Source organism: Veillonella sp. T11011-6, assembly GCF_002959755.1.
In the GTDB taxonomy this organism is placed as follows: domain Bacteria; phylum Bacillota; class Negativicutes; order Veillonellales; family Veillonellaceae; genus Veillonella.
Window position 1 is genome coordinate 695,156 of the sequence record NZ_PPCW01000001.1, and the last position, 22,900, is coordinate 718,055.

Annotated in this window: 25 protein-coding genes; 1 reads left to right on the forward strand and 24 read right to left on the reverse strand. The window is 39.0% G+C overall.

Annotation, left to right across the window (positions count from 1 at the left end; all coding sequences use genetic code 11):
* Window position 1 precedes the first annotated feature (1 nt).
* The 6 genes from VRHSUH10_RS03260 to VRHSUH10_RS03285 all read right to left on the reverse strand — a co-directional run bounded on the left by VRHSUH10_RS03260 (window position 2) and on the right by VRHSUH10_RS03285 (window position 5,480).
* The gene (locus VRHSUH10_RS03260; protein WP_105089431.1) at window positions 2-1,039 is read right to left on the reverse strand and encodes a rod shape-determining protein; all 1,038 of its coding nucleotides are present in this window, start codon (window positions 1,037-1,039) and stop codon (window positions 2-4) included.
* A 326-nt stretch (window positions 1,040-1,365) separates the two neighbouring features.
* Window positions 1,366-2,064 carry a DNA repair protein RadC gene (gene radC / locus VRHSUH10_RS03265; RefSeq protein ID WP_005386030.1) on the reverse strand — a complete coding sequence of 233 codons (699 nt, stop codon included), beginning with the start codon at window positions 2,062-2,064 and terminating at the stop codon, window positions 1,366-1,368.
* A 187-nt stretch (window positions 2,065-2,251) separates the two neighbouring features.
* On the reverse strand, window positions 2,252-2,818 hold the full coding sequence (locus VRHSUH10_RS03270) for a nucleoside triphosphate pyrophosphatase (protein WP_105089432.1): 567 nt from the start codon (window positions 2,816-2,818) through the stop codon (window positions 2,252-2,254).
* 114 nt (window positions 2,819-2,932) lie between these two features.
* Window positions 2,933-3,556 carry a hypothetical protein gene (locus VRHSUH10_RS03275; protein WP_105089433.1) on the reverse strand — a complete coding sequence of 208 codons (624 nt, stop codon included), beginning with the start codon at window positions 3,554-3,556 and terminating at the stop codon, window positions 2,933-2,935.
* A 151-nt stretch (window positions 3,557-3,707) separates the two neighbouring features.
* A complete protein-coding gene (locus VRHSUH10_RS03280) occupies window positions 3,708-4,913 on the reverse strand; it encodes an acetate/propionate family kinase (protein ID WP_105089434.1) in 1,206 nt (401 codons plus the stop codon).
* 3 nt (window positions 4,914-4,916) lie between these two features.
* Window positions 4,917-5,480 (reverse strand): hypothetical protein, encoded by a 564-nt coding sequence (locus tag VRHSUH10_RS03285; RefSeq protein WP_039969076.1) that lies wholly within the window; start codon window positions 5,478-5,480, stop codon window positions 4,917-4,919.
* A 185-nt stretch (window positions 5,481-5,665) separates the two neighbouring features.
* Here VRHSUH10_RS03285 and VRHSUH10_RS03290 point away from each other — a divergent pair, with 185 nt between their 5' ends.
* Window positions 5,666-6,859: a nucleotidyltransferase family protein gene (locus VRHSUH10_RS03290; RefSeq protein WP_105089435.1), complete on the forward strand. Its 1,194-nt coding sequence runs from the start codon at window positions 5,666-5,668 to the stop codon at window positions 6,857-6,859.
* A gap of 44 nt (window positions 6,860-6,903) precedes the next feature.
* On the opposite strand, the gene pyrR is transcribed toward VRHSUH10_RS03290, so the two are convergent.
* The 18 genes from pyrR to VRHSUH10_RS03375 form a co-directional block, all read right to left on the reverse strand.
* Complete coding sequence (gene pyrR / locus VRHSUH10_RS03295) at window positions 6,904-7,425, reverse strand: bifunctional pyr operon transcriptional regulator/uracil phosphoribosyltransferase PyrR (protein WP_105089436.1); 522 nt, start codon at window positions 7,423-7,425, stop codon at window positions 6,904-6,906.
* A 168-nt stretch (window positions 7,426-7,593) separates the two neighbouring features.
* Window positions 7,594-8,517 carry an RluA family pseudouridine synthase gene (locus VRHSUH10_RS03300; protein WP_105089437.1) on the reverse strand — a complete coding sequence of 308 codons (924 nt, stop codon included), beginning with the start codon at window positions 8,515-8,517 and terminating at the stop codon, window positions 7,594-7,596.
* A gap of 61 nt (window positions 8,518-8,578) precedes the next feature.
* Window positions 8,579-9,019: a signal peptidase II gene (lspA, locus tag VRHSUH10_RS03305; protein WP_105089438.1), complete on the reverse strand. Its 441-nt coding sequence runs from the start codon at window positions 9,017-9,019 to the stop codon at window positions 8,579-8,581.
* A 107-nt stretch (window positions 9,020-9,126) separates the two neighbouring features.
* Window positions 9,127-9,291, reverse strand: coding sequence for a DUF362 domain-containing protein (locus tag VRHSUH10_RS03310; protein ID WP_005386021.1), 165 nt, complete (start codon window positions 9,289-9,291; stop codon window positions 9,127-9,129).
* A gap of 490 nt (window positions 9,292-9,781) precedes the next feature.
* Window positions 9,782-10,045 (reverse strand): SemiSWEET family transporter, encoded by a 264-nt coding sequence (locus tag VRHSUH10_RS03315; protein ID WP_004696474.1) that lies wholly within the window; start codon window positions 10,043-10,045, stop codon window positions 9,782-9,784.
* A 239-nt stretch (window positions 10,046-10,284) separates the two neighbouring features.
* Window positions 10,285-11,583 carry an SLC13 family permease gene (locus VRHSUH10_RS03320; protein ID WP_105089439.1) on the reverse strand — a complete coding sequence of 433 codons (1,299 nt, stop codon included), beginning with the start codon at window positions 11,581-11,583 and terminating at the stop codon, window positions 10,285-10,287.
* 38 nt (window positions 11,584-11,621) lie between these two features.
* Window positions 11,622-11,879 (reverse strand): hypothetical protein, encoded by a 258-nt coding sequence (locus VRHSUH10_RS03325; RefSeq protein WP_005377387.1) that lies wholly within the window; start codon window positions 11,877-11,879, stop codon window positions 11,622-11,624.
* Between the two features lie 192 nt (window positions 11,880-12,071).
* Window positions 12,072-13,193 carry a sodium ion-translocating decarboxylase subunit beta gene (locus tag VRHSUH10_RS03330; RefSeq protein WP_005386017.1) on the reverse strand — a complete coding sequence of 374 codons (1,122 nt, stop codon included), beginning with the start codon at window positions 13,191-13,193 and terminating at the stop codon, window positions 12,072-12,074.
* A 70-nt stretch (window positions 13,194-13,263) separates the two neighbouring features.
* Window positions 13,264-13,647, reverse strand: a complete 384-nt coding sequence (locus VRHSUH10_RS03335; RefSeq protein ID WP_105089440.1) for a biotin/lipoyl-containing protein — start codon at window positions 13,645-13,647, stop codon at window positions 13,264-13,266.
* A gap of 101 nt (window positions 13,648-13,748) precedes the next feature.
* Window positions 13,749-13,916 carry a hypothetical protein gene (locus VRHSUH10_RS09500; RefSeq protein ID WP_004696483.1) on the reverse strand — a complete coding sequence of 56 codons (168 nt, stop codon included), beginning with the start codon at window positions 13,914-13,916 and terminating at the stop codon, window positions 13,749-13,751.
* Window positions 13,917-13,939: 23 nt separating this feature from the next.
* A complete protein-coding gene (locus VRHSUH10_RS03340) occupies window positions 13,940-14,284 on the reverse strand; it encodes an OadG family protein (protein WP_105089441.1) in 345 nt (114 codons plus the stop codon).
* A gap of 73 nt (window positions 14,285-14,357) precedes the next feature.
* Window positions 14,358-15,887 (reverse strand): carboxyl transferase domain-containing protein, encoded by a 1,530-nt coding sequence (locus VRHSUH10_RS03345; protein ID WP_005386013.1) that lies wholly within the window; start codon window positions 15,885-15,887, stop codon window positions 14,358-14,360.
* Window positions 15,888-16,038: 151 nt separating this feature from the next.
* Complete coding sequence (gene mce, locus VRHSUH10_RS03350) at window positions 16,039-16,461, reverse strand: methylmalonyl-CoA epimerase (protein ID WP_005386012.1); 423 nt, start codon at window positions 16,459-16,461, stop codon at window positions 16,039-16,041.
* A gap of 51 nt (window positions 16,462-16,512) precedes the next feature.
* Window positions 16,513-17,451, reverse strand: coding sequence for a methylmalonyl Co-A mutase-associated GTPase MeaB (gene meaB / locus VRHSUH10_RS03355; protein WP_005386009.1), 939 nt, complete (start codon window positions 17,449-17,451; stop codon window positions 16,513-16,515).
* A 78-nt stretch (window positions 17,452-17,529) separates the two neighbouring features.
* Window positions 17,530-17,925: a cobalamin B12-binding domain-containing protein gene (locus VRHSUH10_RS03360; RefSeq protein WP_005386008.1), complete on the reverse strand. Its 396-nt coding sequence runs from the start codon at window positions 17,923-17,925 to the stop codon at window positions 17,530-17,532.
* 28 nt (window positions 17,926-17,953) lie between these two features.
* Window positions 17,954-19,600 (reverse strand): methylmalonyl-CoA mutase, encoded by a 1,647-nt coding sequence (locus VRHSUH10_RS03365; RefSeq protein WP_005386006.1) that lies wholly within the window; start codon window positions 19,598-19,600, stop codon window positions 17,954-17,956.
* 28 nt (window positions 19,601-19,628) lie between these two features.
* Complete coding sequence (locus VRHSUH10_RS03370) at window positions 19,629-21,134, reverse strand: acetyl-CoA hydrolase/transferase family protein (protein ID WP_039969068.1); 1,506 nt, start codon at window positions 21,132-21,134, stop codon at window positions 19,629-19,631.
* Between the two features lie 519 nt (window positions 21,135-21,653).
* Window positions 21,654-22,892, reverse strand: coding sequence for an O-antigen ligase (locus VRHSUH10_RS03375; RefSeq protein WP_105089442.1), 1,239 nt, complete (start codon window positions 22,890-22,892; stop codon window positions 21,654-21,656).
* Window positions 22,893-22,900 lie beyond the last annotated feature (8 nt).

The window sequence follows — 22,900 nt, forward strand, 5'->3', positions numbered from 1 at the left end:
ATTAGTCTTGGCCCTTTCTATTTTTAGAATTTACAATAAATCTCGATAAACTCACTAAGTCCGATGAAGCCCCATTAAGGCCTACAACAACTTTCGTCTCAGGTGCGTCCGGAACGTGTACAGGCACACCTAATTCGCCACCAATACGCTCTGCCAGGCCAGATAATTGCGCTGTACCACCAGTGAGGTAGATTCCATATTGCATAATATCGGCTACAATTTCAGGTTCAGCGGAACGAATCATTTGTTTTAATTCATCCAAAAGGCCTCCGATACAGTCATTAACAACTTGGTATACTTCAGACTGATGAATGACACAACGTCTACCTAAACCATTCATCATATCACGGCCTTGAAAGGCATATTCCGCATCTTCTAGTGGTGCCATAGCAGTACCTACGGTATGCTTAATATCCTCTATAATTTCATCAGAAACGATAACCCCAAAGCACTCGCGTACATAGCGTAGCAACGCATTATTAATATCTGAGCCACCAAAGCGTATGGTTTTGCTATCTACAATACCGCCCAATGAAACAATACCCATATCTACGGTGCCACCACCAATATCAATGACCATGGATCCACGAGCTTCAAAGATAGGTGCACCGCAACCAATAGCTGCAGCCACAGGACGTTCAATAAGAAATACTTCGCGGGCTCCCGCCTGAATAACGGCATCCATCATCGCTCTTTGCTCAACATCAGTCATACCACAAGGAACACCAACAAGAACTCGAGCACGACGCAATGCATTAGATACCTTATTCAGAAAATAGTTAAGCATCGTATGCATAACGCGGTAATCCACAATAAAGCCATCTTTCAACGGTGTCAAAGGTCGCCACATATCTGGCATACGCAATACAAGGCGAGCCGCTTCATCGCCAACGGCTACTACTTTTTCTTGTTTCGTATCAGTGGCTATAATAGATGGCTCGCTTATAACGGTTCCTCGCGTCCCCCCCATGAGGCGCGTCTGTATGGACCCAATATCTATACTTACATCTTTTCCTAGAGTAGGTAAAATGGAACTCATAGTAAAATCTCCTTCATTACATCATCATTCCATTTTACCACATATAATGCGACTTTTTCTATTAATATCAAGGCTTTTACCATTGTTAGCAGCACAGAAAATGCATAATTCAAGTACCCTTAAGTCATACATAATTTACACACTCATAAGTAATACATTACAAAGCTACCTATAGGTCGAACAAAATAGAAAAAGCACCCATATCATGATGCATTCTCTATTTACTAGACATAATAAAGAACGCATCATTATGAGTGCTTATTTACTGATACAACAAACTATAAAGCCATTATTATACATTTTAAAACTTATCATATACGAATAACTTAACTGAGTTTACCGATTTCACTAAGGCTAGTGAATTCATTATCACCAATGACGATATGATCTAACACAGGTATCCCCATGAACTGACCTGCACTGACAAATAACTTGGTTAGTCGTATATCTTCATCACTAGGACGACTATCGCCAGATGGATGATTATGTATTAAGATAATGGCCGCCGCATTACACGCTATGGCCTTCTTAAAAACAGCACGTTGCTCTACGAGACTAGATACTAGACCGCCATTAGAAATATGTTCTAATTGAATCAATTTATTTCGTGACGTCAACATAGCTGCCCATACATGCTCTACCTCTTCGTGACGCAAACGCTCCATTACATATTGGGCTATAACAAAGGGCTGTGAAAAATCTTCGTAAGTTTCCTTGATTTTAAGCTCTCCCAAGCGCCGCCCCATCTCAAGAGCTGCACATAAGGTCACCGCTTTATCTGTACCAATACCCTTGATTTTAACGAGTTCTTCAACGGTCATTCGATTTAAACCATATACGCCATCATCAAAGGATTGTACGATATCGTTAGCTAAGGAAATGGCGGACTGCCCCTTTACCCCTGTTCGTAATAAAATAGCTAATAGTTCCTCCATCGCCATATGGGATGGCCCTAGGGTAAGAAACTTCTCTCGGGGCCGTTGAAACGGCAACATGTCTTTTACACTTACTGTTGGTACTTCCATAGAATCTCTCCATTCAAATAGATAACACCATCTATCGATCAAGCAACCAACACATCTACTCTCTTTATATATTTCTTGCACAGCACAGCACAGCACAGCACAGCACAGCACAGCACAGCACAGCACAGCACAGCACAGCACAGCACAGCACAGCCAATTATAGCACTATCACTATAAAGCGATAGTATTATTTAGCACCTAATGCTTTACATAGTTCATCATACACATGCTCTACAGGTAAGCCAACCACATTAGTATAAGAGCCTTCAATCTTCTCTACCCATAAAGCGCCTTTCCCTTGTATACCATAGGCTCCAGCTTTATCCATAGGCTCACCACTACCGATATAGGATTCAATTTCAAAAGGTGCTAACTTTTTAAAATATACCTTTGTTTCATTATGAAAAACTATTTCCTGATTTTTAATGAGTAAGGCTACCCCCGTAATAACAGAATGAACTTGGCCTGATAAACGTTCTAGCATCTGACGGGCCTCAGCCTCATCACTAGGTTTACCTAACACTTGATTCTCTAGCACGACAATCGTATCAGCGCCAAGCACAATACTGCCTTCAGGGACATCTACAGCAGCACGAGCTTTACCTAAAGCCTGTGCTTTTACCATTTCAATGGGATCATCATAACCAGCATTAGCCTCTTCATAGGCGCTCGATACGACAATATGATCAATGCCAACTTGTGTTAACAATTCAGTTCTTCGCGGTGATTGGCTCGCCAAATATAATCCAGCCATTTGCACTCCTTTACGGTATAAGAATTTTAGTTAATTTAACTATTTTATTAATAAGACTAACTAGCATAGCTCAGAAAATATAGATCACAAAATATAAATCAGAATATTTGTAAACTAAACAGTAATATCTGGACCATCCTTTTCAGGAGTAGTTAACTTTTTATAGTACTCTTGTACATCTTCTCCGTGTTTTACCGCATCAGCACGCACTGCAGCATAGAATACAATGTCTGCTTGTGGCACACGGATACGCCCTGGTACATGTTCTTCTAAGATTTCAAAGAATTTATCATCTGCTTTCAGTAATAGGCGACCATTTTGGACCTTATCACCCTTTACAATCGCATACACTAGAGACCATATAGGACGTGGATCAGAAGTAGAACATTTTCTGTATTTATATCGATATTTAATATTCGTCAATAATTCACGTTCAAACTTAAACACCCCATCAATCATATCGTAATCCACTTCAAAATGGCGTTTTCTAAAAATAGAAGATTCTTCAATGACCAACTTTGTGTCTGTCAAAATATAGGTATATCGGCTAACCGCCTGTTTCACAATTACGATGATGGCCATAATTTCAATAAAGTATTCAGCTATTAGCACAGTATGTAAATTAATGCTACGATATGTAGTGTATGCTACACCGCATAATAATAGAATAACAAAACATAATACTAGCCACTCTGCACTTTTAGCACGCTGAGATTTTTCTTCATATAATACTGTCATGTGTTACCCCTTTAAAAGAACTACTACTTTATAACTATACATTCTATTATAAGGTATTCTAAGTATAAAAACTACAAAAACCCCGCCTATATCTATGATATAGACGGGGTTTTATGACTCTATTAGTCACCTAGTTCAGATACGAACTATATTATTTTTTCAAGGATGCTGTAATACGTTGAGTATCGCGAGCAATCATGATTTCTTCGTTTGTAGGGATTACGAAGATTTTAACTTTGGAGCCTTCAGCACTGATTTCTTGTTCTTTACCGCGGATGTTGTTGCGTTCAGAGTCAATGCGAGTACCCAAGTATTCTAAACCGTTGCAGATTGCATCACGGTTACCGATACCGTTTTCACCGATACCAGCTGTGAATACGATAGCATCAACGCCACCCATAACTGCTGCGAATGCACCAATTACGCGGCGAACTTTGTAATGGAACATGTTCAATGCTAATTGAGCACGTTTGTTACCATTAGATGCTGCTTCTTCGATAACACGGAAGTCATTGGACACACCGGAAATACCAAGTACACCGGATTTTTTATTCATAATAGCGTCTACTTCATCGTAGTTCATGCCAGTTTTGTTCATCAAGAATGGAACGATAGCTGGGTCAATATCACCAGTACGAGTACCCATGATCAAACCAGACAATGGAGTAAAGCCCATTGTAGTATCGATGGAGCGACCACCTTTAATAGCGGATACGGAAGAACCATTACCTAAGTGACATGTAATGATGCGAAGATCAGACATGTGTTTGCCCATCAATTCAGCGCAACGTTGTGCAACATATTTGTGGGATGTACCATGGAAACCGTAACGACGGATGCCATAATCTTCATAGTATTCGTAAGGAAGCGCATACATGTAAGCTTCTTTAGGCATTGTTTGGTGGAATGCAGTATCGAATACAGCAACTTGTGGTACGTTAGGCATGATAGCTTGGCAAGCTTCGATACCTTGAATGTTTGGTGGGTTATGCAATGGAGCCAATGAGCAGCATTCTTCTAATGCTTCCATAACAGCTGGAGTGATCAATACGGAGTCAGCGAATTTTTCACCGCCATGTACTACACGGTGACCAACAGCGTCGATTTCGTCCATAGACTTAATTACACCATATTCAGCATCAACTAAAATATCAAGTAAAATACGAAGAGCTTCTTTATGATTCAAAATTGGTTCAACGCGTTCTAATTTATCTGCGTTAGGACGTTTATGAGTGAAGATAGCGTCTTGATCACCAATCTTCTCAAAAAGACCTTTTGCCAATTCTGTTTCAGTTGTCATATCAAGTAATTGATATTTCAAGGAAGAACTACCGCAGTTAACTACTAATACGTTCATCGATTAACCCTCTTTCTGTTGTGTAACTTGAATCTTGTTTTGAATTTCTTTGCTGATATCAGCACCTACCTGATCCTTTTCAGGATATTGGTAGACTATATTCCACAATACGCCATGATCTAAGAATACGTATTGAGAAAATCTAAATGTTTGCCCTTGAGTTGTATAAGTCACATCAAGCTTTTTAGCAGACGCGCCTTCTAAAGCTACAGACTCTTCTTTGATGGTGCCGCCGATTTTAGTAAACTCAGATTTGCTGCGGTTAACATACTCATCCACCGTTGGCAATGGTTTATTTTCACCGGCACGCAAAGCCTCAACCTCAATCACCATATGGTCTGTAACAGATCCATAAATATCAATTGGATACCCATCATCAGACATATTTTTTGTGCTTTTACCCATTTCATAAGGCAAAGCAATGGTAATTTCAGATTGACCAGCACGGATAACTTGATGGCCAAAACTATATGTATCCATTACATTTGTAGAGCCACATCCCGCCATTGCTAGTAGCGCAGCACCGAGCAGAGCCCCTTGTAATGTACGTTTCCAATTTTGTTTCATCATATACCTCACATCAATTCAGCATTTACAGTTAATTATAGCCTATAGAACAAATAAAATCTACAATAAACTTTAGTTTTACGTACATTTTTACGTCTATTTCTTTCACGTATAGCCACTAAGTTCAAAATTTATTTACAGTACCTCTATGCTTTGTTACACTAACACTAATGAAAGGAGTCACTATGAAAACCATCGGTATTATTTGCGAATACAATCCATTTCACAATGGACATGCACACCAACTACATACGTTAGCTTCAGAATACCCTGATGCATTGCGCATCTGTATTATGAGTGGCTCCTTTGTGCAACGTGGTGAGCCGGCCCTATTCTCTAAGTTCGATCGTGCTCGTTGGGCCATTCTTGGCGGTGCAGATATCGTTATCGAACTCCCTACACTCTATTCCTTAGGTAGCGCGCAACTATTTGGAACTGGCGCCATCCGTATGGTGAAAGCACTCTCTATTGATACCCTCTCCTTTGGTTCTGAAACTACTGATCTAAATACGCTCATAGGTATAGCCAAACGTATCGATTGTGAAAGCACCCAAAATGAATTACGCAATTATTTAAATAAAGGCATGTCCTATGGTACAGCCTTCCGCAAAGCGCTAGGCTCCGAATCACTTAGCACACCTAATGCCTTATTAGGGCTTGAATATATCCGTGCTGCATTAAAGTATTATCCAAACTTAGAATATATTCCTATTCAGCGTACATCTGATCACCACAATTACAATTTCGATCAAGAGTTACCATCCGGTACGGCATTGCGTCAACTCATCACTACTGCTAATCCCTTAGATATGTGTTCAACGCTTCAAAGTACTATTCCAACACCAATTCTAGATGATATGACGCATAGAATCACAAATGATGACTATGTCGACTACAATAGATATTACAATATGGTACATATGTTGAGTCGCCGCATGACAGCCAATGAGTTAGAGCGTTTTGTTGATTTTACTGAAGGTATTGAACACTTGTGGTTAAAAGCAGCACAACAGCCTTCATGGGAATCTGCCATTGAGCAAATAAAATCCAAGCGCTACACCTACGCCCGTTTACAGCGCATGGGTGCATATCTTACATTAGGCATTACGAAAGACTTGATAAATATCGCTATGCAAGACGGTCCTCAATACGCTAGATTACTAGCCTTTAACGACAGAGGACGTCAATGGCTGAGAACTAAACATGACATTCCACTCATTCAAAAATGGGCTAAAGCACCTACTCAGCTCAATAATCTTGGAAAATCTATGCATCATATAGATACACTAGCTACAGATATACAAGCCTTATGTTTCCATAATAAAGATAAACGTATAGGGCATACAGACTATACCTATACACCGCAATATATCAAATAAAAAGTATAATTTTAATTTAAGCAAAAAGGGGGTTACAATACAGATTATTCCTGTATTGTAACCCCTTCTTCACCATCTAAGTCTTCTACGGCAACTCGTACACTTTCAAGATGTGATGTAGGAATATTTTTACCCACATAGTCTGCGCGAATCGGCAATTCACGATGACCACGGTCCACGAGTACTGCTAATTGAATAGATTTAGGTCTACCAGATGTCATCAATGCATTTAACGCTGCACGAATAGTACGCCCTGTGTAAAGTACATCATCCACGAGAATGATTGTTTTCTCCGTTGTATCAATCGTACATGGTTTCCCCTCTTTTTGGCGAGCATCACGATCATCACGATACATAGCAACATTGAGTGATTCACATTCAATACGAATACCTTCAATGCGTTCGATTTCGGCCTGCAAACGTTTTGCCAAAATAACACCACGTCGTTCAATGCCTACAATAAGAGCATTAGATAAGCCTTTATTACGTTCTAGGATTTCGTGACTAATACGACGAATCGCGCGCATAATAGCATCTTGATCCATCAATAAGCGTTTCTTTTCCATATATACGCCCTTATAGCACAGAGTTCTCTATGCCCCTTTACAAATATAGTTAGAAGATTATTTAGTAAACCACAATATAAGACAGTTATTTCATTTGCATGTATTTACGTTTGTCTACGTTTGTCTACGTTTCTTTACATTTCGTTTGATTTCTTTTCATTTTTTCGCTTATTTACGCTTATCTTCTCGATATGTTTTAGCAAACTCTATACATGCTTTGAAGTCATCTGGAAGAGGCGCCTCAAAATGCATACTTTCACCTGTAATAGGATGTTTTACATCTAAAGATTTAGAGTGCAATGCCTGTCCTTCAATAGGAAAATCCATACGACGGTAACCATAGAACGGATCATTAACAACAGGATGTCCAATATGAGCAAAATGTACACGAATTTGATGTGTGCGCCCAGTCTCTAAATTACATTCAACCAAGGTTTGATGGCCAAATCGTTCAACCACGTTAAAGTGAGTGACTGCATCCTTACTATTTTCAAAGACAACAGCCATTTTCATACGATCCTTAGGATGTCTTCCAATAGGAGCTTTAATAGTACCCTTTTCTTCTACAATATTACCTTGTACTAATGCTAAATATGTCCGTTTAGCAGAATGCTCCTTTACCTGCTCCGCTAAACCTATATGAGCTGCATCATTTTTAGCAGCCATCATAACACCAGATGTATCCTTATCTAAACGGTGAACAATACCAGGTCTAATCTCACCATTAATACCGGACAAATCCTTACAATGATATAGCAATGCATTAACAAGTGTACCCGAATAATTGCCCACCGCAGGATGAACAACCATACCACGTTGTTTATTTACAATGATAATATCATGATCTTCATACAATACATCTAAAGGAATATCCTCTGGTTTTACCTCTACAGATTCAGGCTCCGGTATCTCTACACGTACAACAGCATTTGGTGTAAGTCTAAGATTTGCTTTCCCTACCTTAGCACCTACTGTAACGTGACCACCTTTAATTAAACTTTGAATATAGCTACGAGACCCTTCCATGTGTTCTGTTAAGAACACATCCAGTCTCATACCGTCTTGCTCAGCACTTACAATATATTCGTTCATCCTCTACCTCTCTATGAGTTAAGTATCATATATTAATTAATTATTTGTCATAATATATGAATTATTTATCATCATCTTTTAATGTAAATAAATAGTAGACTACTAAAGCTACGCCTACACAGATACCAATATCAGCAACATTAAAAATAGGCCATATACGGAAATCAAAAAAATCTACAACGCCATGAAGCATGTAACGATCTATGCCATTACCAATAGCACCGGACACTAATAAAGCAGATCCAATCTTTAAAGTCCAAGGACCTTTTGATAAGCGCTTCCAATAATATGCACAAGCACCAAGCAAAATAACTGCTACCAGTAAAAAGAACCATCGCTGATTAGCAAGCATGCCAAATGCTGCACCGCGATTAATAATATATGTTAAATGAAATACATTGGGTATAACCACTAAAGACTCACCTAACATAAAATGATTCATAATGTAATATTTAGTCCATTGATCTAAAAGTAACCAAAGGATTAGTATAATATAAAACAAGCTGTACTCCCTTATAATAATATATATCTTAATAGTCCTATTATACTAAGTTAACCAAATTTAGGCAAAATAAAAAGCCCCTCAATGAGGGGCCGTTTAATTTGTGATTACTCAGCGGAAATTACAGATACTGGGCAAACGGATTCGCAAGAACCGCAATCGATGCAAGTATCGTTGATTTCGTATTTAGTTTCGCCTTCAGAAATAGCAGAAACTGGGCAAACAGATGCGCAAGAACCACATTTAATGCAACCATCAGCAATAACTCTCATAATTAGGACCTCCATAAAAATATAGATCAGAACTTTTTATTATCATTTAGAAAGGCACTTGCCTCAACTTATGTTCTCATTATCACACAGTTCTTTTTGAAAGTCAAATGAAAATGATAAAAAACTGTATATATTTTTGCATATCACTTTTTCATTTTTATCATACAAAGCCTATGTTTATAGGTATTTTGATATTACTTTTCATTTAATTAATTGAATATGATATTCAACAAATGAGAATGTTGTAATTATCAATTTTATAAAATCCTAATCATTATAATAGGAATTTAATTATCAATATTTATTATCATAAAAACTATTTTTTTATTACAACAGATTTAACGCTTATCTATATTTTAATCTAACATATAAACTTCACTCTAAAAAAGGCCGAATCATACGATTCGACCTCATTTATATTTATAAAGTAAAGTAATATCTTTACTATTATTCAATATATAACAATAATACTATTTTTTTCTTATAGCACTTAGAAAGATGTTAAGAATGTTAGTGTACCTAAAATAACGCCTGCAAGGTTTGGTACGATTAAAATATAATCACGTTTAGGTGATTTTGTCCAACCATATAATACCCAGATCAAACAGGATACTGCTGCAAATAATGGTTGCCATGGTTGACTAGGTTGACCATGAAGATTAGCAATTATTTGTGGGATATAGGCTAAAAATACAAATACACCAATAAATGCACCAATAGAACCAACTAACATGTTAAATCTTTCTTTTGTCATAGATGACCTCCTTATTCAACATTACATTATTATATCTTACACAATATACTATATCATATTTTTTTCGATGTAGTCAATTGTGTAAAATTAATCATGCAAATTAGTTTAATTCATATTGCTTTTGATTACACTTATATGTTATCTATATTAAAATCATATAGGCTAAAATCATAAAAAACGAGGCCGAATCTTACGATTCGACCTCGTATGTGCTTTATAGTAGAGTAACCTATCCCCTATTATTTACCAGGGAAGAATGGCCATACCATTGGAATGATAATTAAGCTTACTACGAAGCAAACTAAAATCAATGGAACGCCGGCTTTTACATAGTCTGTAAATTTGTATTGACCAGGGCCAAGTACTAATGTATTTGGAGGTGTACCTACAGGTGTACCGAATGCACAAGATGCAGCAACGCCGATAGCCATCAATACAGCATGAGGGTCAGCGCCCATACCTTGAGCAATGGAGATACCGATAGGAGCCAACAATGCACAAGATGCTGTGTTAGACATAAATTGAGTCATAACACAAGACAATGCGAATAATACTGCTGTTGCAAAGTAAGGGCTAGGGTCAGAACCCATAACACCGATTACTGCATTAGCAATCATTTTACCTGCACCAGATTGGTCAAGTGCAGTTGCTACTGGCATCATACCAGCAAATAAGAAGATTGTTACCCAGTCAATAGATGTGTAAGCTTGTTTTTCGTTCAAGCAACCAGTTAATACGCAAAGCATTGCGCCAATAACTGCAACCATGCTCAATGGTAAGTTGATACCATAACCTTTTAGGAAGTCACCTAAAATCATAGCAATGATTACACCTAAAAGAATAAGACCAGAGTATAATTGTTTCTTAGGATCGTTAGAAATATCTTCAGCAGCTACTTCTTGTTCAACGTCGCCAGCATCTTGAATTTCATGTTTAGGCAATAAATGTTTACCAATAAGCATCATGAATGCGATTGTGGCGATAGTCAAAGGAATACCGATCCAAGCAAATTCGAAGAAACCAAATGGTTGTTCACCAAATTTAGTTAATGTACCACTTACAATAATGTTTGGAGGTGTACCAACCATTGTAATGATACCACCAATACCTGCAGCGAATGCTAAAGGCATCAATTGGCGAGATGCAGGAATCTTAGCAACAGCACAGATACCAACAACTACAGGAAGTAAAGCAGCTGTAGTACCAGTGTTAGATAAGAATGCGGACATAGTTGCTGTAACAACCATGATTGCTAGCATTAAGCCATTTTCGCTAGTACCAGCATGAGATACTACTGTTTCCCCAATTTTTTGAGCCAAACCAGTGTAGAACAATGCTGCACCAACAACGAACATGCCAGCAAACAACACAACTGTACTATCAGATAAACCAGAGAATACAACCTTAGGAGTAATAATACCCATAAGGCCAAGTGTAATAGCGCCGCCTAAAGAAGTAATAGCTAAAGGAATAATTTCCGTAACAAATAAAACAGCCATGACTGCGAGGACGATTAAGGTTTGTTCTGCAGTACCCATACATCATCATCTCCCTTCAGAGAAATGCACTGATATAGTTATAAGAGGTATAAAATATAACCTACGATACCAATGGCGGAAGCCATCAAAAAAGTAATCCCATATCCCTCTCTTGTTTTAGGATACCCAAAGAATAAGGTTTCACCTAAAAATCCTCGGCGATTAAACCAAGTATATTTAGTTCTGCGTTGAAACCATTTAGCTTTGCCTTCAACACCGATAATCAGTGCCGTAATAAAAAATACAATAAATGCCCAGATAAAACAAATCAGTATTTTTAATTCTACAGATAACAAGTGACCACCTCTACTAAATTTAAAGCACTAGAAGGTTATTGTGTGAATGCTTGTATCACCTAATGACCAATCTGAAAAGCATTTATTGCAAATATACCCTATTTATGCATGAATACATAGATTTGAAGGGTTTTTATATTCACCAATAGGTGTACCTAATTAGGCACACCTTGGTGAATAATTATTAAATTACTAGTGGCTGGACAACATAGCAAGCATTGTACCTGCTGCTACTGCTGTACCGATAACGCCAGCTACGTTTGGACCCATAGCATGCATGAGCAAGAAGTTAGCTGGGTTAGCTTTCGCACCTACAACTTGAGATACGCGAGCCGCCATTGGAACCGCGGATACACCAGCAGAACCAATAAGTGGATTTGTTTTACCACCATCTACTAAGCTCATCAATTTACCGAATAATACGCCACCAGCAGTACCACCGATGAATGCAACTAAACCTAAGCAAATGATAAGGAGTGTTTGCACGCTTAAGAAGTGTTCCGCACTCATTGTTAAACCAGTACCAGTTGCTAAGAAGATAGTAACAGTATTGATCAAAGCATTTTGAGATGTATCGGACAACCGATCAGTTACGCCAGATTCACGGAACAAGTTACCTAACATCAACATACCTAAAAGGGATGTAATGGAAGGAAGCAATAAGGAAATGAAGATCGTAGAAATAATTGGGAATACGATTTTTTCAAAACGTGTAACTTCACGCAATTGTTCCATAACAATTTCGCGTTCTTTTTGCGTAGTGAATAATTTCATTACAGGTGGTTGAATCAACGGTACCAAGGACATATAGGAATATGCGGCAACCGCGATAGCACCTAATAAATGAGGAGCTAGCTTAGTAGCTAAGTAAATGGATGTAGGGCCGTCAGCACCACCGATGATACCGATAGCAGCTGCTTCTTGAGCTGTGAAGCCAAGCATCATTGCGCCACCTAAAGCAACGAATACGCCGATTTGAGCAGCAGCACCTAAAAGCAATGTTTTAGGATTAGCAATGAGTGGACCAAAGTCAGTCATTGCACCTACACCTAGGAAAATTAAAGGTGGGAAGATTTCTTGGGAGATACCTGCGCTAATAAGTGCCATAACGCCTTCTTCGAAACCATTACGAGGAATATTAGCAAGTACACAACCAAACGCAATCGGACCCAACAATAAAGGTTCAAACTCTTTAGCAAATGCCAAGTACAATAGGATCAAACCTACAAGAATCATAATAGCATTGCCTGTTGTAAATGCGAGGAACCCGCTATCTGTAATAACGGATTGAATCGCAACAGCAAAAGCCTCCATATGCGTTCCCCTTTCACAAATATAAAATTGTCATATGACGCGGCTCTGCCGCGCCACACACAACTTGGTATTAACCAAGAACAACCATGTCGTCGCCAGTGGATACAGTTTGGTTAGCAGCTACGCGAACTTCAGAAACTACAGCATCATGAGGAGCTGCGATTTCGTTTTGCATTTTCATAGCTTCAAGGATCAACAAAGTTTCGCCTTTTTTAACTGCTTGACCAGCGGATACTGCTACAGATAAGATTTTACCAGGCATTGGAGCTTTTACAGTTTCAGCACCTGCTGGAACTGGAGCTGCTGCTGCAGCTGGAGCTGGAGCTGGTGCAGGAGCTGCTTTAGGAGCTGCTGCTGGAGCTGCTTTAGGAGCTGCTGCAGGAGCTGCACCTTTTACTTCATTAACTTCTACATCATATGCTGTGCCGTTTACTGTAATGTTGAATTTTTTCATTTTAAATTCCTCCAAAATGTGTAGTGTCTACACAATACTTATAAATTTTCTTTACACATATAAATTGGATAATCTATTTGATTATCTAACTGCCAATAATCTTATCGATTACCGCGCAAACGTCCTTCCATTTTCCAATTATAGCTTACGATTGGACGGATATGCGCGATTTGATCAGCGGAATAACCCATTGCCGCTAATGCACCAACGATTACTGCTACTACATCTTGAGATGGAGCTTTACCGTTAGTTGTTGTAGCATTGCTCATTACAAATGCCTCCTAAAATATTATTAACCTCTACCGCTTAAACGACCTTCCAAGCGCCATTTAGCACTGGTTGCTGTAGGTCGAATAGATGCAATTTGTTCAGATGAATACCCCATCGCCACAATGGCACCTACGATAGCTGCTACTACTTCACCTTCATTTTGAGCAGATGCATTTGGTGCAGCCACCGGTGTAGCTGCGGAAGCCGCAACAGGTGCACTTGGTGGTACGTCTTTTTTCTTCTTAGTAGGGTCAATCAAATGAACGATTGACATCAAAATACCTAAAAGAATCAACACAACAAATACAACTGTCATATTAATGGCCATGATTAACCAAGGATTGGTAGTAACTGCTTGTCCTTCCATAATCATTCCCCTTTCTAAAAAAGTAGTAAAGAAAGGTATCTCCCAAATTCGATGATCTTGTTATCGAATCGAATTATAATGGAATATTACCATGTTTCTTTGGAGCACGGTTTTCGCGTTTGCTTGCAAGCATAGCCAAAGCGTTGATAACTGCTGGACGAGTTTGTTTTGGTTCGATTACAACATCTACGAAGCCACGTTCTGCAGCTTTGTATGGAGTTGCGAACTCTTCTACGTATTTAGCTGTTTTAGCGTCTTTGTCTTCATCTTTTTTGAAGATAATGTTAGCTGCACCAGCAGGACCCATTACAGCGATTTCGGATGTAGGCCAAGCGTATACTTGGTCAGCGCCCAAATCTTGAGAACACATAGCGAGGTAAGAACCGCCGTATGCTTTACGAGTGATAACAGTAATTTTTGGTACTGTAGCTTCAGAGTAAGCATACAACATTTTAGCACCATGACGAATGATACCGCCCCATTCTTGATTTGTGCCAGGCAAGAAACCAGGAACGTCAACGAAGTTAACGATTGGAATATTGAAAGCATCACAGAAACGGATGAAACGGGAAGATTTGTCGGATGCATTGATGTCCAAGCAACCAGCCATTACTTTTGGTTGGTTAGCAATGATACCAACGGATTGACCGTCAAAACGTGCGAAACAAGTAATAATGTTTGTAGCATAGAATGGTTGTACTTCATAGTATTCACCATTATCTACAGTAGCTGCAATAACATCTTTCATGTCGTATGGCATGTTACTGTTATCAGGCAACAAGCTGTTCAAGCCTTCGTCTTCGCGAGTTGGATCATCGCCAGTATCTACTAATGGAGCATCTTCCATATTATTGGATGGCAAGAAGCCTAATAAGTAGCGAATTTGAGCGATGCAATCATCTTCGTCTTCAGCTGCAAAGTGAGCAACACCAGACACAGAGTTGTGAGCCATTGCACCACCAAGATCTTCAGCTGTTACTTCTTCACCAGTTACAGATTTGATAACTGCAGGACCAGTGATGAACATTTGAGATGTGTGTTTAACCATGTAGATGAAGTCAGTCAATGCTGGAGAATATACAGCACCGCCTGCGCATGGACCCATGATTACGGAAATTTGTGGAATAACGCCAGATGCATTTGTATTTTCAAAGAAAATTTTACCGTAACCAGCAAGAGCATCTACAGCTTCTTGAATACGAGCACCGCCGGAATCATTGATACCAATGATAGGAGCACCCATTTTCATTGCTAAACGTTGTACTTTAACGATTTTAGCAGCATGCATTTCACCAAGGGAACCACCTTCTACAGTGAAATCTTGTGCGAATGCATATACTAAACGACCGTCAATAGTACCATAACCAGTTACTACACCTTCGCCTGGTAATTCTTTCTTGTCTTGACCGAAGTTAACACAACGATGTTTAACAAATTGATCAAGTTCAACGAAAGAGTTATCATCGAACAATTTAGCCAAACGTTCACGAGCAGTCATTTTGCCTTGAGCATGTTGTTTCTCAACGCGTTTTTCACCGCCACCAGCTTTAACTTTAGCTAGTTTTTCGTGCAATAACTCGATTTTTTCTTGCACTGTTGCCATTATAGCACCTCCAAATAAAACTTGTTACAGTATCATTTTATTTCATTAATAATTAAAGTTCAAGCATGCATACATATTTAATATATAACTCATGATTATATGAATATGTATATCTATTACTCATACATAATGATGTGAATTGGATACTGTATTATTTCATACGTTGACATAATTCAAGCAATACGCCGCCTGTTGCTTTTGGATGTAAGAAAGCAATGGAGGAACCGCCTGCACCGTAACGAGGTTTTTCGTCAATCATACGAACGCCTTTAGCCATCAAATCAGCAATAGCATTTTCAATATTATCAACGCGCAATGCAACATGTTGGATACCATCACGACCGCCATTTTTTTCGATGAATTTACCAATAGGGCCATCTGGAGTTGTAGTTTCTAAGAATTCAAGTTCAGCATCGCCACATGGGAAGAAGGATACTTTTACTTTTTGTTCTTCAACCACTTCATCTTCAGGAAGATGTTCAATACCCAATGCATTTTTATAGAATTCTTTAGTTGCTGCTAAATCATTAACACCAATACCGATGTGATCCACTTGTAATACTTTAAAAGCCATTTCGATTATCTCCTTTATAAGGCTAAATCTCTAATGCTATGTAGTCGCCGTCTACTTTAGCACGCTTGTCATTACGCCGTTAACAACTGTGTATGGATCGCTTTCGCGTTCATTAACAGCTGCCACTTGGCTATTAAATTCGTCGCTTGTAACGATTTTGTCAGCTACATAACGACCAATTTGTTCATTAATCATTGCGATGATTTCATCACGAGTACGTTCTGCCCGACGAGATTCCAATTCACCAGAATCTTCAAGATACTCAAAATGTTCATCTAAAGCGTCGATGAGTTCATCTACGCCTTGGTCTTTACTAGCAATTGTGCGCTTAATCGGTGGGCGCCATTTTACTTCACGAGAGTCTAGGTCAAGCATCATTTCAATTTCTACATTCAAACGATCACAACCATCTCGGTCAGCTTTATTGATAGCAAATACATCGCCAATTTCAAGAATACCTGCCTTGATAGCTTGGATATCATCACCGAGACCAGGAACAAGTACAACCAATGTAGTATCTGCATTTTTTACGATATCTACTTCCGATTGACCTACACCTACTGTTTCAATGATTACTAAATCCATGCCAAAGGCATCCATGAGTTTTACAACGTCTGCAGTCTTTTTGGACAAACCACCAAGACTACCACGCGTGCCCATGCTTCGAATAAATACATTTTCATTTAATGTCAAATCATTCATTCGAATACGGTCCCCCAAGATAGCACCACCAGAGAATGGGCTAGTTGGGTCGATGGCAACGATGCCGATTTTCTTACCTTGATCTAGATAATGTTTAACAACTTTATCTGTCAACGTACTTTTACCAGCACCAGGGGCCCCAGTAATACCGAGAATACGTGCATTCCCTGTTTTAGGGTAAATAGCCTTCATAATATCAATGGCATTATCATACTCGTTTTCTACAGCTGTTATGGACCGTGCTAAGGCTAGTCGAGAACCTTCGAAAAGTTCTTTAACTAAATCCACTCGCCTCACCACCTATCTTAGAATATGGGAATAGAGGGGAGCCAACAATTCAGTTGTGCTCCTCTCTTGCCCAATTAATTATTTAACGTTTTCGTTGATGAATTTAACGATATCGCCAGTTGGTGTACCAGGTGTGAATACTTCTGCTACGCCAGCTTTTTTCAAGCCAGGGATATCAGCGTCAGGAATAACGCCACCACCGATTACAAGTACATCGCCCATGCCTTTTTCTTTCAAAAGTTCAACAATTTTAGGGAACAATGTGTTATGAGCACCAGAAAGAAGGGATAATGCAACTACATTAACGTCTTCAGAAAGAGCTGCTTCAACGATTTGTTCTGGAGTTTGACGAAGACCTGTGTAGATTACTTCGAAACCAGCATCGCGAAGTGCGCGTGCTACTACTTTTGCACCACGGTCATGACCATCAAGACCTGGTTTTGCTACGATTACTCTAATACGTTTTTCTGCCATGATTAATTACCTCCGAAATTAGCCGATATTATAATGTGGAATGAGCTTCGTATTCACCGAATACTTCGCGCAATACATTACAAATTTCACCCAAAGTAGCATATGTTTTAACTGCATCAAGAATTAATGGCATCAAGTTAACGTTTTCATCAGCTGCACCAGCTTTAAGAGCTGCTAATGCTTTATCAACTGCTGCTTGATCGCGGTTAGCGCGAACTGCTTGAGTTTTCTTGGATTGGTTAACACCAACGGAAGCATCTACGCGAAGTAAGTCTTTTGGAGCTTCTTCTTCAACTTGGAATTTGTTTACGCCAACGATTGTGCGCAAGCCAGATTCAACTTCCATTTGCCATTTGTAAGCGGATTCTTGAATTTCTTTTTGGATGTAGCCTTTTTCGATTGCTACTACAGCGCCGCCCATTTCATCAATTTTCTTGATGTATGCCATAGCTTCGTCATAGATAGCGTTAGTCATAGCTTCTACATAGTAGGAACCGCCCAATGGGTCAACTACGTCAGCCAAACCAGATTCGTAAGCCACGATTTGTTGTGTACGAAGAGCTACTTGTACAGATGCTTCTGTAGGAAGAGCCAACGCTTCGTCACGGGAGTTTGTATGTAAGGATTGAGTACCGCCCATTACAGCAGCTGCAGTTTGAAGAGCAACACGAACGATGTTGTTATCAACTTGTTGTGCAGTCAACATGGAACCAGCTGTTTGAGTATGTACACGAAGCATCATGGATTTTGGTTTTTTAGCACCAAAACGTTCTTTCATGATTGTTGCCCATAAACGGCGGGATGCACGGAATTTAGCAACTTCTTCAAGTACGTTGTTATGAGCATTCCAGAAGAAGGAAAGACGACCAGCAAATGTATCAACATCAAGACCAGCTTTCAAAGCTGCTTCTACGTATGCGATACCATCAGCAATTGTGAATGCGATTTCTTGAGCTGCTGTGGAACCTGCTTCACGGATGTGGTAACCGGAGATGGAAATTGTGTTCCATTTTGGAACGTTTTGAGAACAATATTCGAAGATATTAGTGATCAAACGCATGGATGGTTTTGGTGGGAAAATGTAAGTACCACGAGCTGCGTATTCTTTCAAAATATCATTTTGAATTGTACCTTTCAATTCTGTGGAAGGTACGCCTTGTTTTTCAGCTACTGCGATATACATTGCCAACAAAACAGATGCTGGAGCGTTGATTGTCATGGATGTGGATACTTTACCAAGGTCGATGCCGTCGAACAAGATTTCCATATCTGCCAAGGAGTCAATCGCTACACCTACTTTACCAACTTCGCCTTCTGCAACTGCATCGTCGGAGTCGTAACCGATTTGTGTAGGTAAGTCGAATGCGCAGGAAAGACCAGTTGCACCAGACTCGATTAAGTAGCGGTAACGTTTGTTAGATTCTTCTGCTGTAGCGAAGCCTGCATACATACGCATTGTCCAGAAACGACCACGGTACATAGTAGGTTGTACGCCACGAGTGTAAGGGAATTCGCCAGGCATACCCAAATCACGTTCATAGTCAAAACCTTCGATATCAACTGGTGTGTATACACGGTTGTATTTTAAATTTTGACGTTCTGGAGTTTTTGCACTTTTTTCGTCACAAAGTTTGTTGTACTCAGCAATTTGGGCTTTTAAGTTTTCGTAAGCCATGTTTTCATCATCCTCCTAAAAAAACAGGTTATTTTTTCATGCTTCCAGTTTCTGTGAAGCGTTTATGCCAAGAAAGAGCTTCATCAAGCAACATAGGTGTATGGGCATTCTTTGTTGCAGCTAATGCTTTTTCTAGGTATTCAGTTAACATAGGTTTGTAGTCTGGGTGAGCACATTTTTCAATGATTAAACGAGCTCTTTCCACTGGGCTCAAACCACGGCAGTCAGCAACACCTTGTTCTGTACAGAAAATCATAGTGTCATGTTCTGGGTGATCCACATGAGATACATATGGAACGATAGAACTGATGTCGCCATTTTTAGCAACGGAGTTAGTGCAGAAAATAGTGAGATATGCACTACGTGCAAAGTCACCAGAACCACCAACACCATTCATCATTTTGCTACCCATAATATGAGTAGAGTTTACATTGCCAAAAATATCAAATTCGATAGCGGTATTCATGGCAATGACACCAATACGGCGAGCAATACCAGGGTTGTTGGAAATTTCTTGCGGACGAAGAATGATTTTTTTACGATATTCATCAATATTCGCATAGAAACGTTTCAACCCATCTGGAGAAGGACTTAATGCAGTACCGGAACATACAGTTACTTTACCAGCATCGATCAAGTCGAACATACCATCTTGGATTACTTCTGTATAGATGGACAAATCTGTGAATGGGCCTTTAGCAAGACCACTGATTACCGCATTCGCTACGGAACCTACACCAGATTGTAATGGAAGCAAGTTTTTAGGTAAACGACCTTCTGCAATTTCTTGTTCGAAGAATTTGATAAGGTGTTGACTCATTGCTTTTGCATCATCATCGATAGGTGCCAAAGGTCTTGTTGTATCAGGAACATCACAAGGTACTACTGCAACAATTTTACTTGGATCACAAGGAATTGCTTCAGTACCAATACGATCACCAGGTGTTTCCAATGGAATTGGTTTACGATGTGGTGGATCGAGTGGTTCATAGATATCATGCATACCTACCAAGGAAAGTGGTTGGGATACGTTTACTTCTACGATAACTTTTTTAGCTTGGCTAACAAATGTTGGAGAGTTACCAACAGATGTTGTAGGTACTAAAGAGCCATCTTCGTTGATTTGACAAACTTCTACGATAGCTACGTCTAAATCGCCAAAGAAACCATAGCGAACATTTTGTGCCATTGTGCTTAAATGCATATCGATGTATTTAACAGCACCGCTATTTAAGGCTTTACGTGTATCCCCATTTGTTTGATATGGGAAACGACGATTGATACCGTTAGCACGAGTTAACGCGCCATCAGCTTCATCACCTACGGAAGCACCTGTCCACAAATCAATTTTGAATGGTTCTTTTTCCATTCTTTCTGCCAATGCCAATGGCACTGCTTTTGCATAACCAGATGGAGTAAAGCCGGAAATACCAACTTTATCGTTAGGGTTAATCAAAAGAGCTGCATCATAAGCAGTGACAATTTTACCTTGGAGGGCCGCACATTTAACGCGGTCTTTGATGTCTATCACCATTACCATCTCCTTTAAGAGTAACATTGTATAAACGACAGTTTGATCTCTTGGTCGTTCCTTAAACCGACTTCATCGTAGTCCACATCCAATGCATTGTCAACTTATATGACTAAAATGTATTTTTTATCACACTTTGATTAGCATTATGATTAAAATGCATAGATTTTCACATTTCCACATAAGTTTTATTCACATCGTTATAACTCACAGGAATCATCGATATATGGCATATATTGATGTTTTTCAATTAAATCGAACTCTCTCCATACAATATATAGACCCTTTTCAATATAAAACAACATCTCATATACAAGAACTAGACCTTACACCTCCCTATAAAGATACAATGATATACAAAAAACCGGCTTTCAAATGCTAACGATAATGTTCAATTATGTCTAACATTAGAAAACCGGTTATACTACCTAATACGTACCTACCCAAGGTATGTATTAATTATACCATATTATGAAATTATATATCTACCATAAAACATGCTAATTATACAAGATATTACAATTATGCAGATTTATCAGCAGATAACTGAACTTTTACAAAAGCCCCTACCCAACCAAACAATTGCCAAAATACGATGGTTACTTGATGACTATATAGCTCAAAATCGGATAAGCCACTAAATAAAACACCTATAGCTAACGCACCTACACCAACTTGTGCAGCTTGGCGGAATATATCCCCTTTAAGTCTTATAGATGTAATAACATGACCAATAATAACTGCTAGGAATGATATCAATCCTGGGATGCCTGATTCAGCTAATATATTGAGATACAAATTATGAGCATGATACATCAAGACGTGAGGTCCTTGAATGTAATAATTATAATCAGGATATACTAAGTAAAATGTATTCCACCCAATACCAAAGATAGGATTTTCACGTACGATATACATGGTACTATCCCATAAAGCCCATCGAAGATCAGCTGATGTATCATGGCCTTGGAATATAGACCACAACCTTGAAGCTATTTCACCATCATAAAAATATAAAATTACTGGCACTGCTAATAAAGATAAGAATAATCTTCGTTCCACAAAGATTGCCCAATACAAAATCATCGCTCCAAAGCTAATCCAAATTCCCCTAGAATAGGTTAGTAGCATCGTTAAGAATAATATAATACCTATAACGAGCATCGTAACGACTTCGCGGGTACGATTTTCTTTCATATATACCAAGATATAGCTGATACATACGCTGAGCACCATCAATAGATAGGCTCCCAACAAATTAGGATTTTGTAAGGTGGAAGACATGCGTCGCATCAATTTTGGGAACTGTGCTGCATCTACCCACTCTTTTATATGGATATTAGGAACAAATACATATTGATAAGCACCTATGATACACACCAGAACAGCAGTACCTAATAGAGCACGAAGAAAATAATTCCACTGTTTAGGTGTTTGAATGTATGTGCGAACTAGATAATACATGCCTCCGCTGGCTACGATTTGATAAAACCAACTTTGAATTGACCAATCCCAATTTTCTGATACTAGTGCAGATATGCCAGTCCATACCACAAATATCATAACAGACCAGGATAAATAACCCGTCGGTAAACTCAGTGATTTACTAGATATCAAATCATATAAAGCAAGTCCTATCGCTAGCCACAGGAGTACATCCCCCACCATAGGTTGTAATGGCATAGCAACCACCACACCATAAATTAGACGCTCAATATAGAACGTGATTCTCTTCTGATTAGGAATAAGTGAGAGTTCCATAGGCTCAC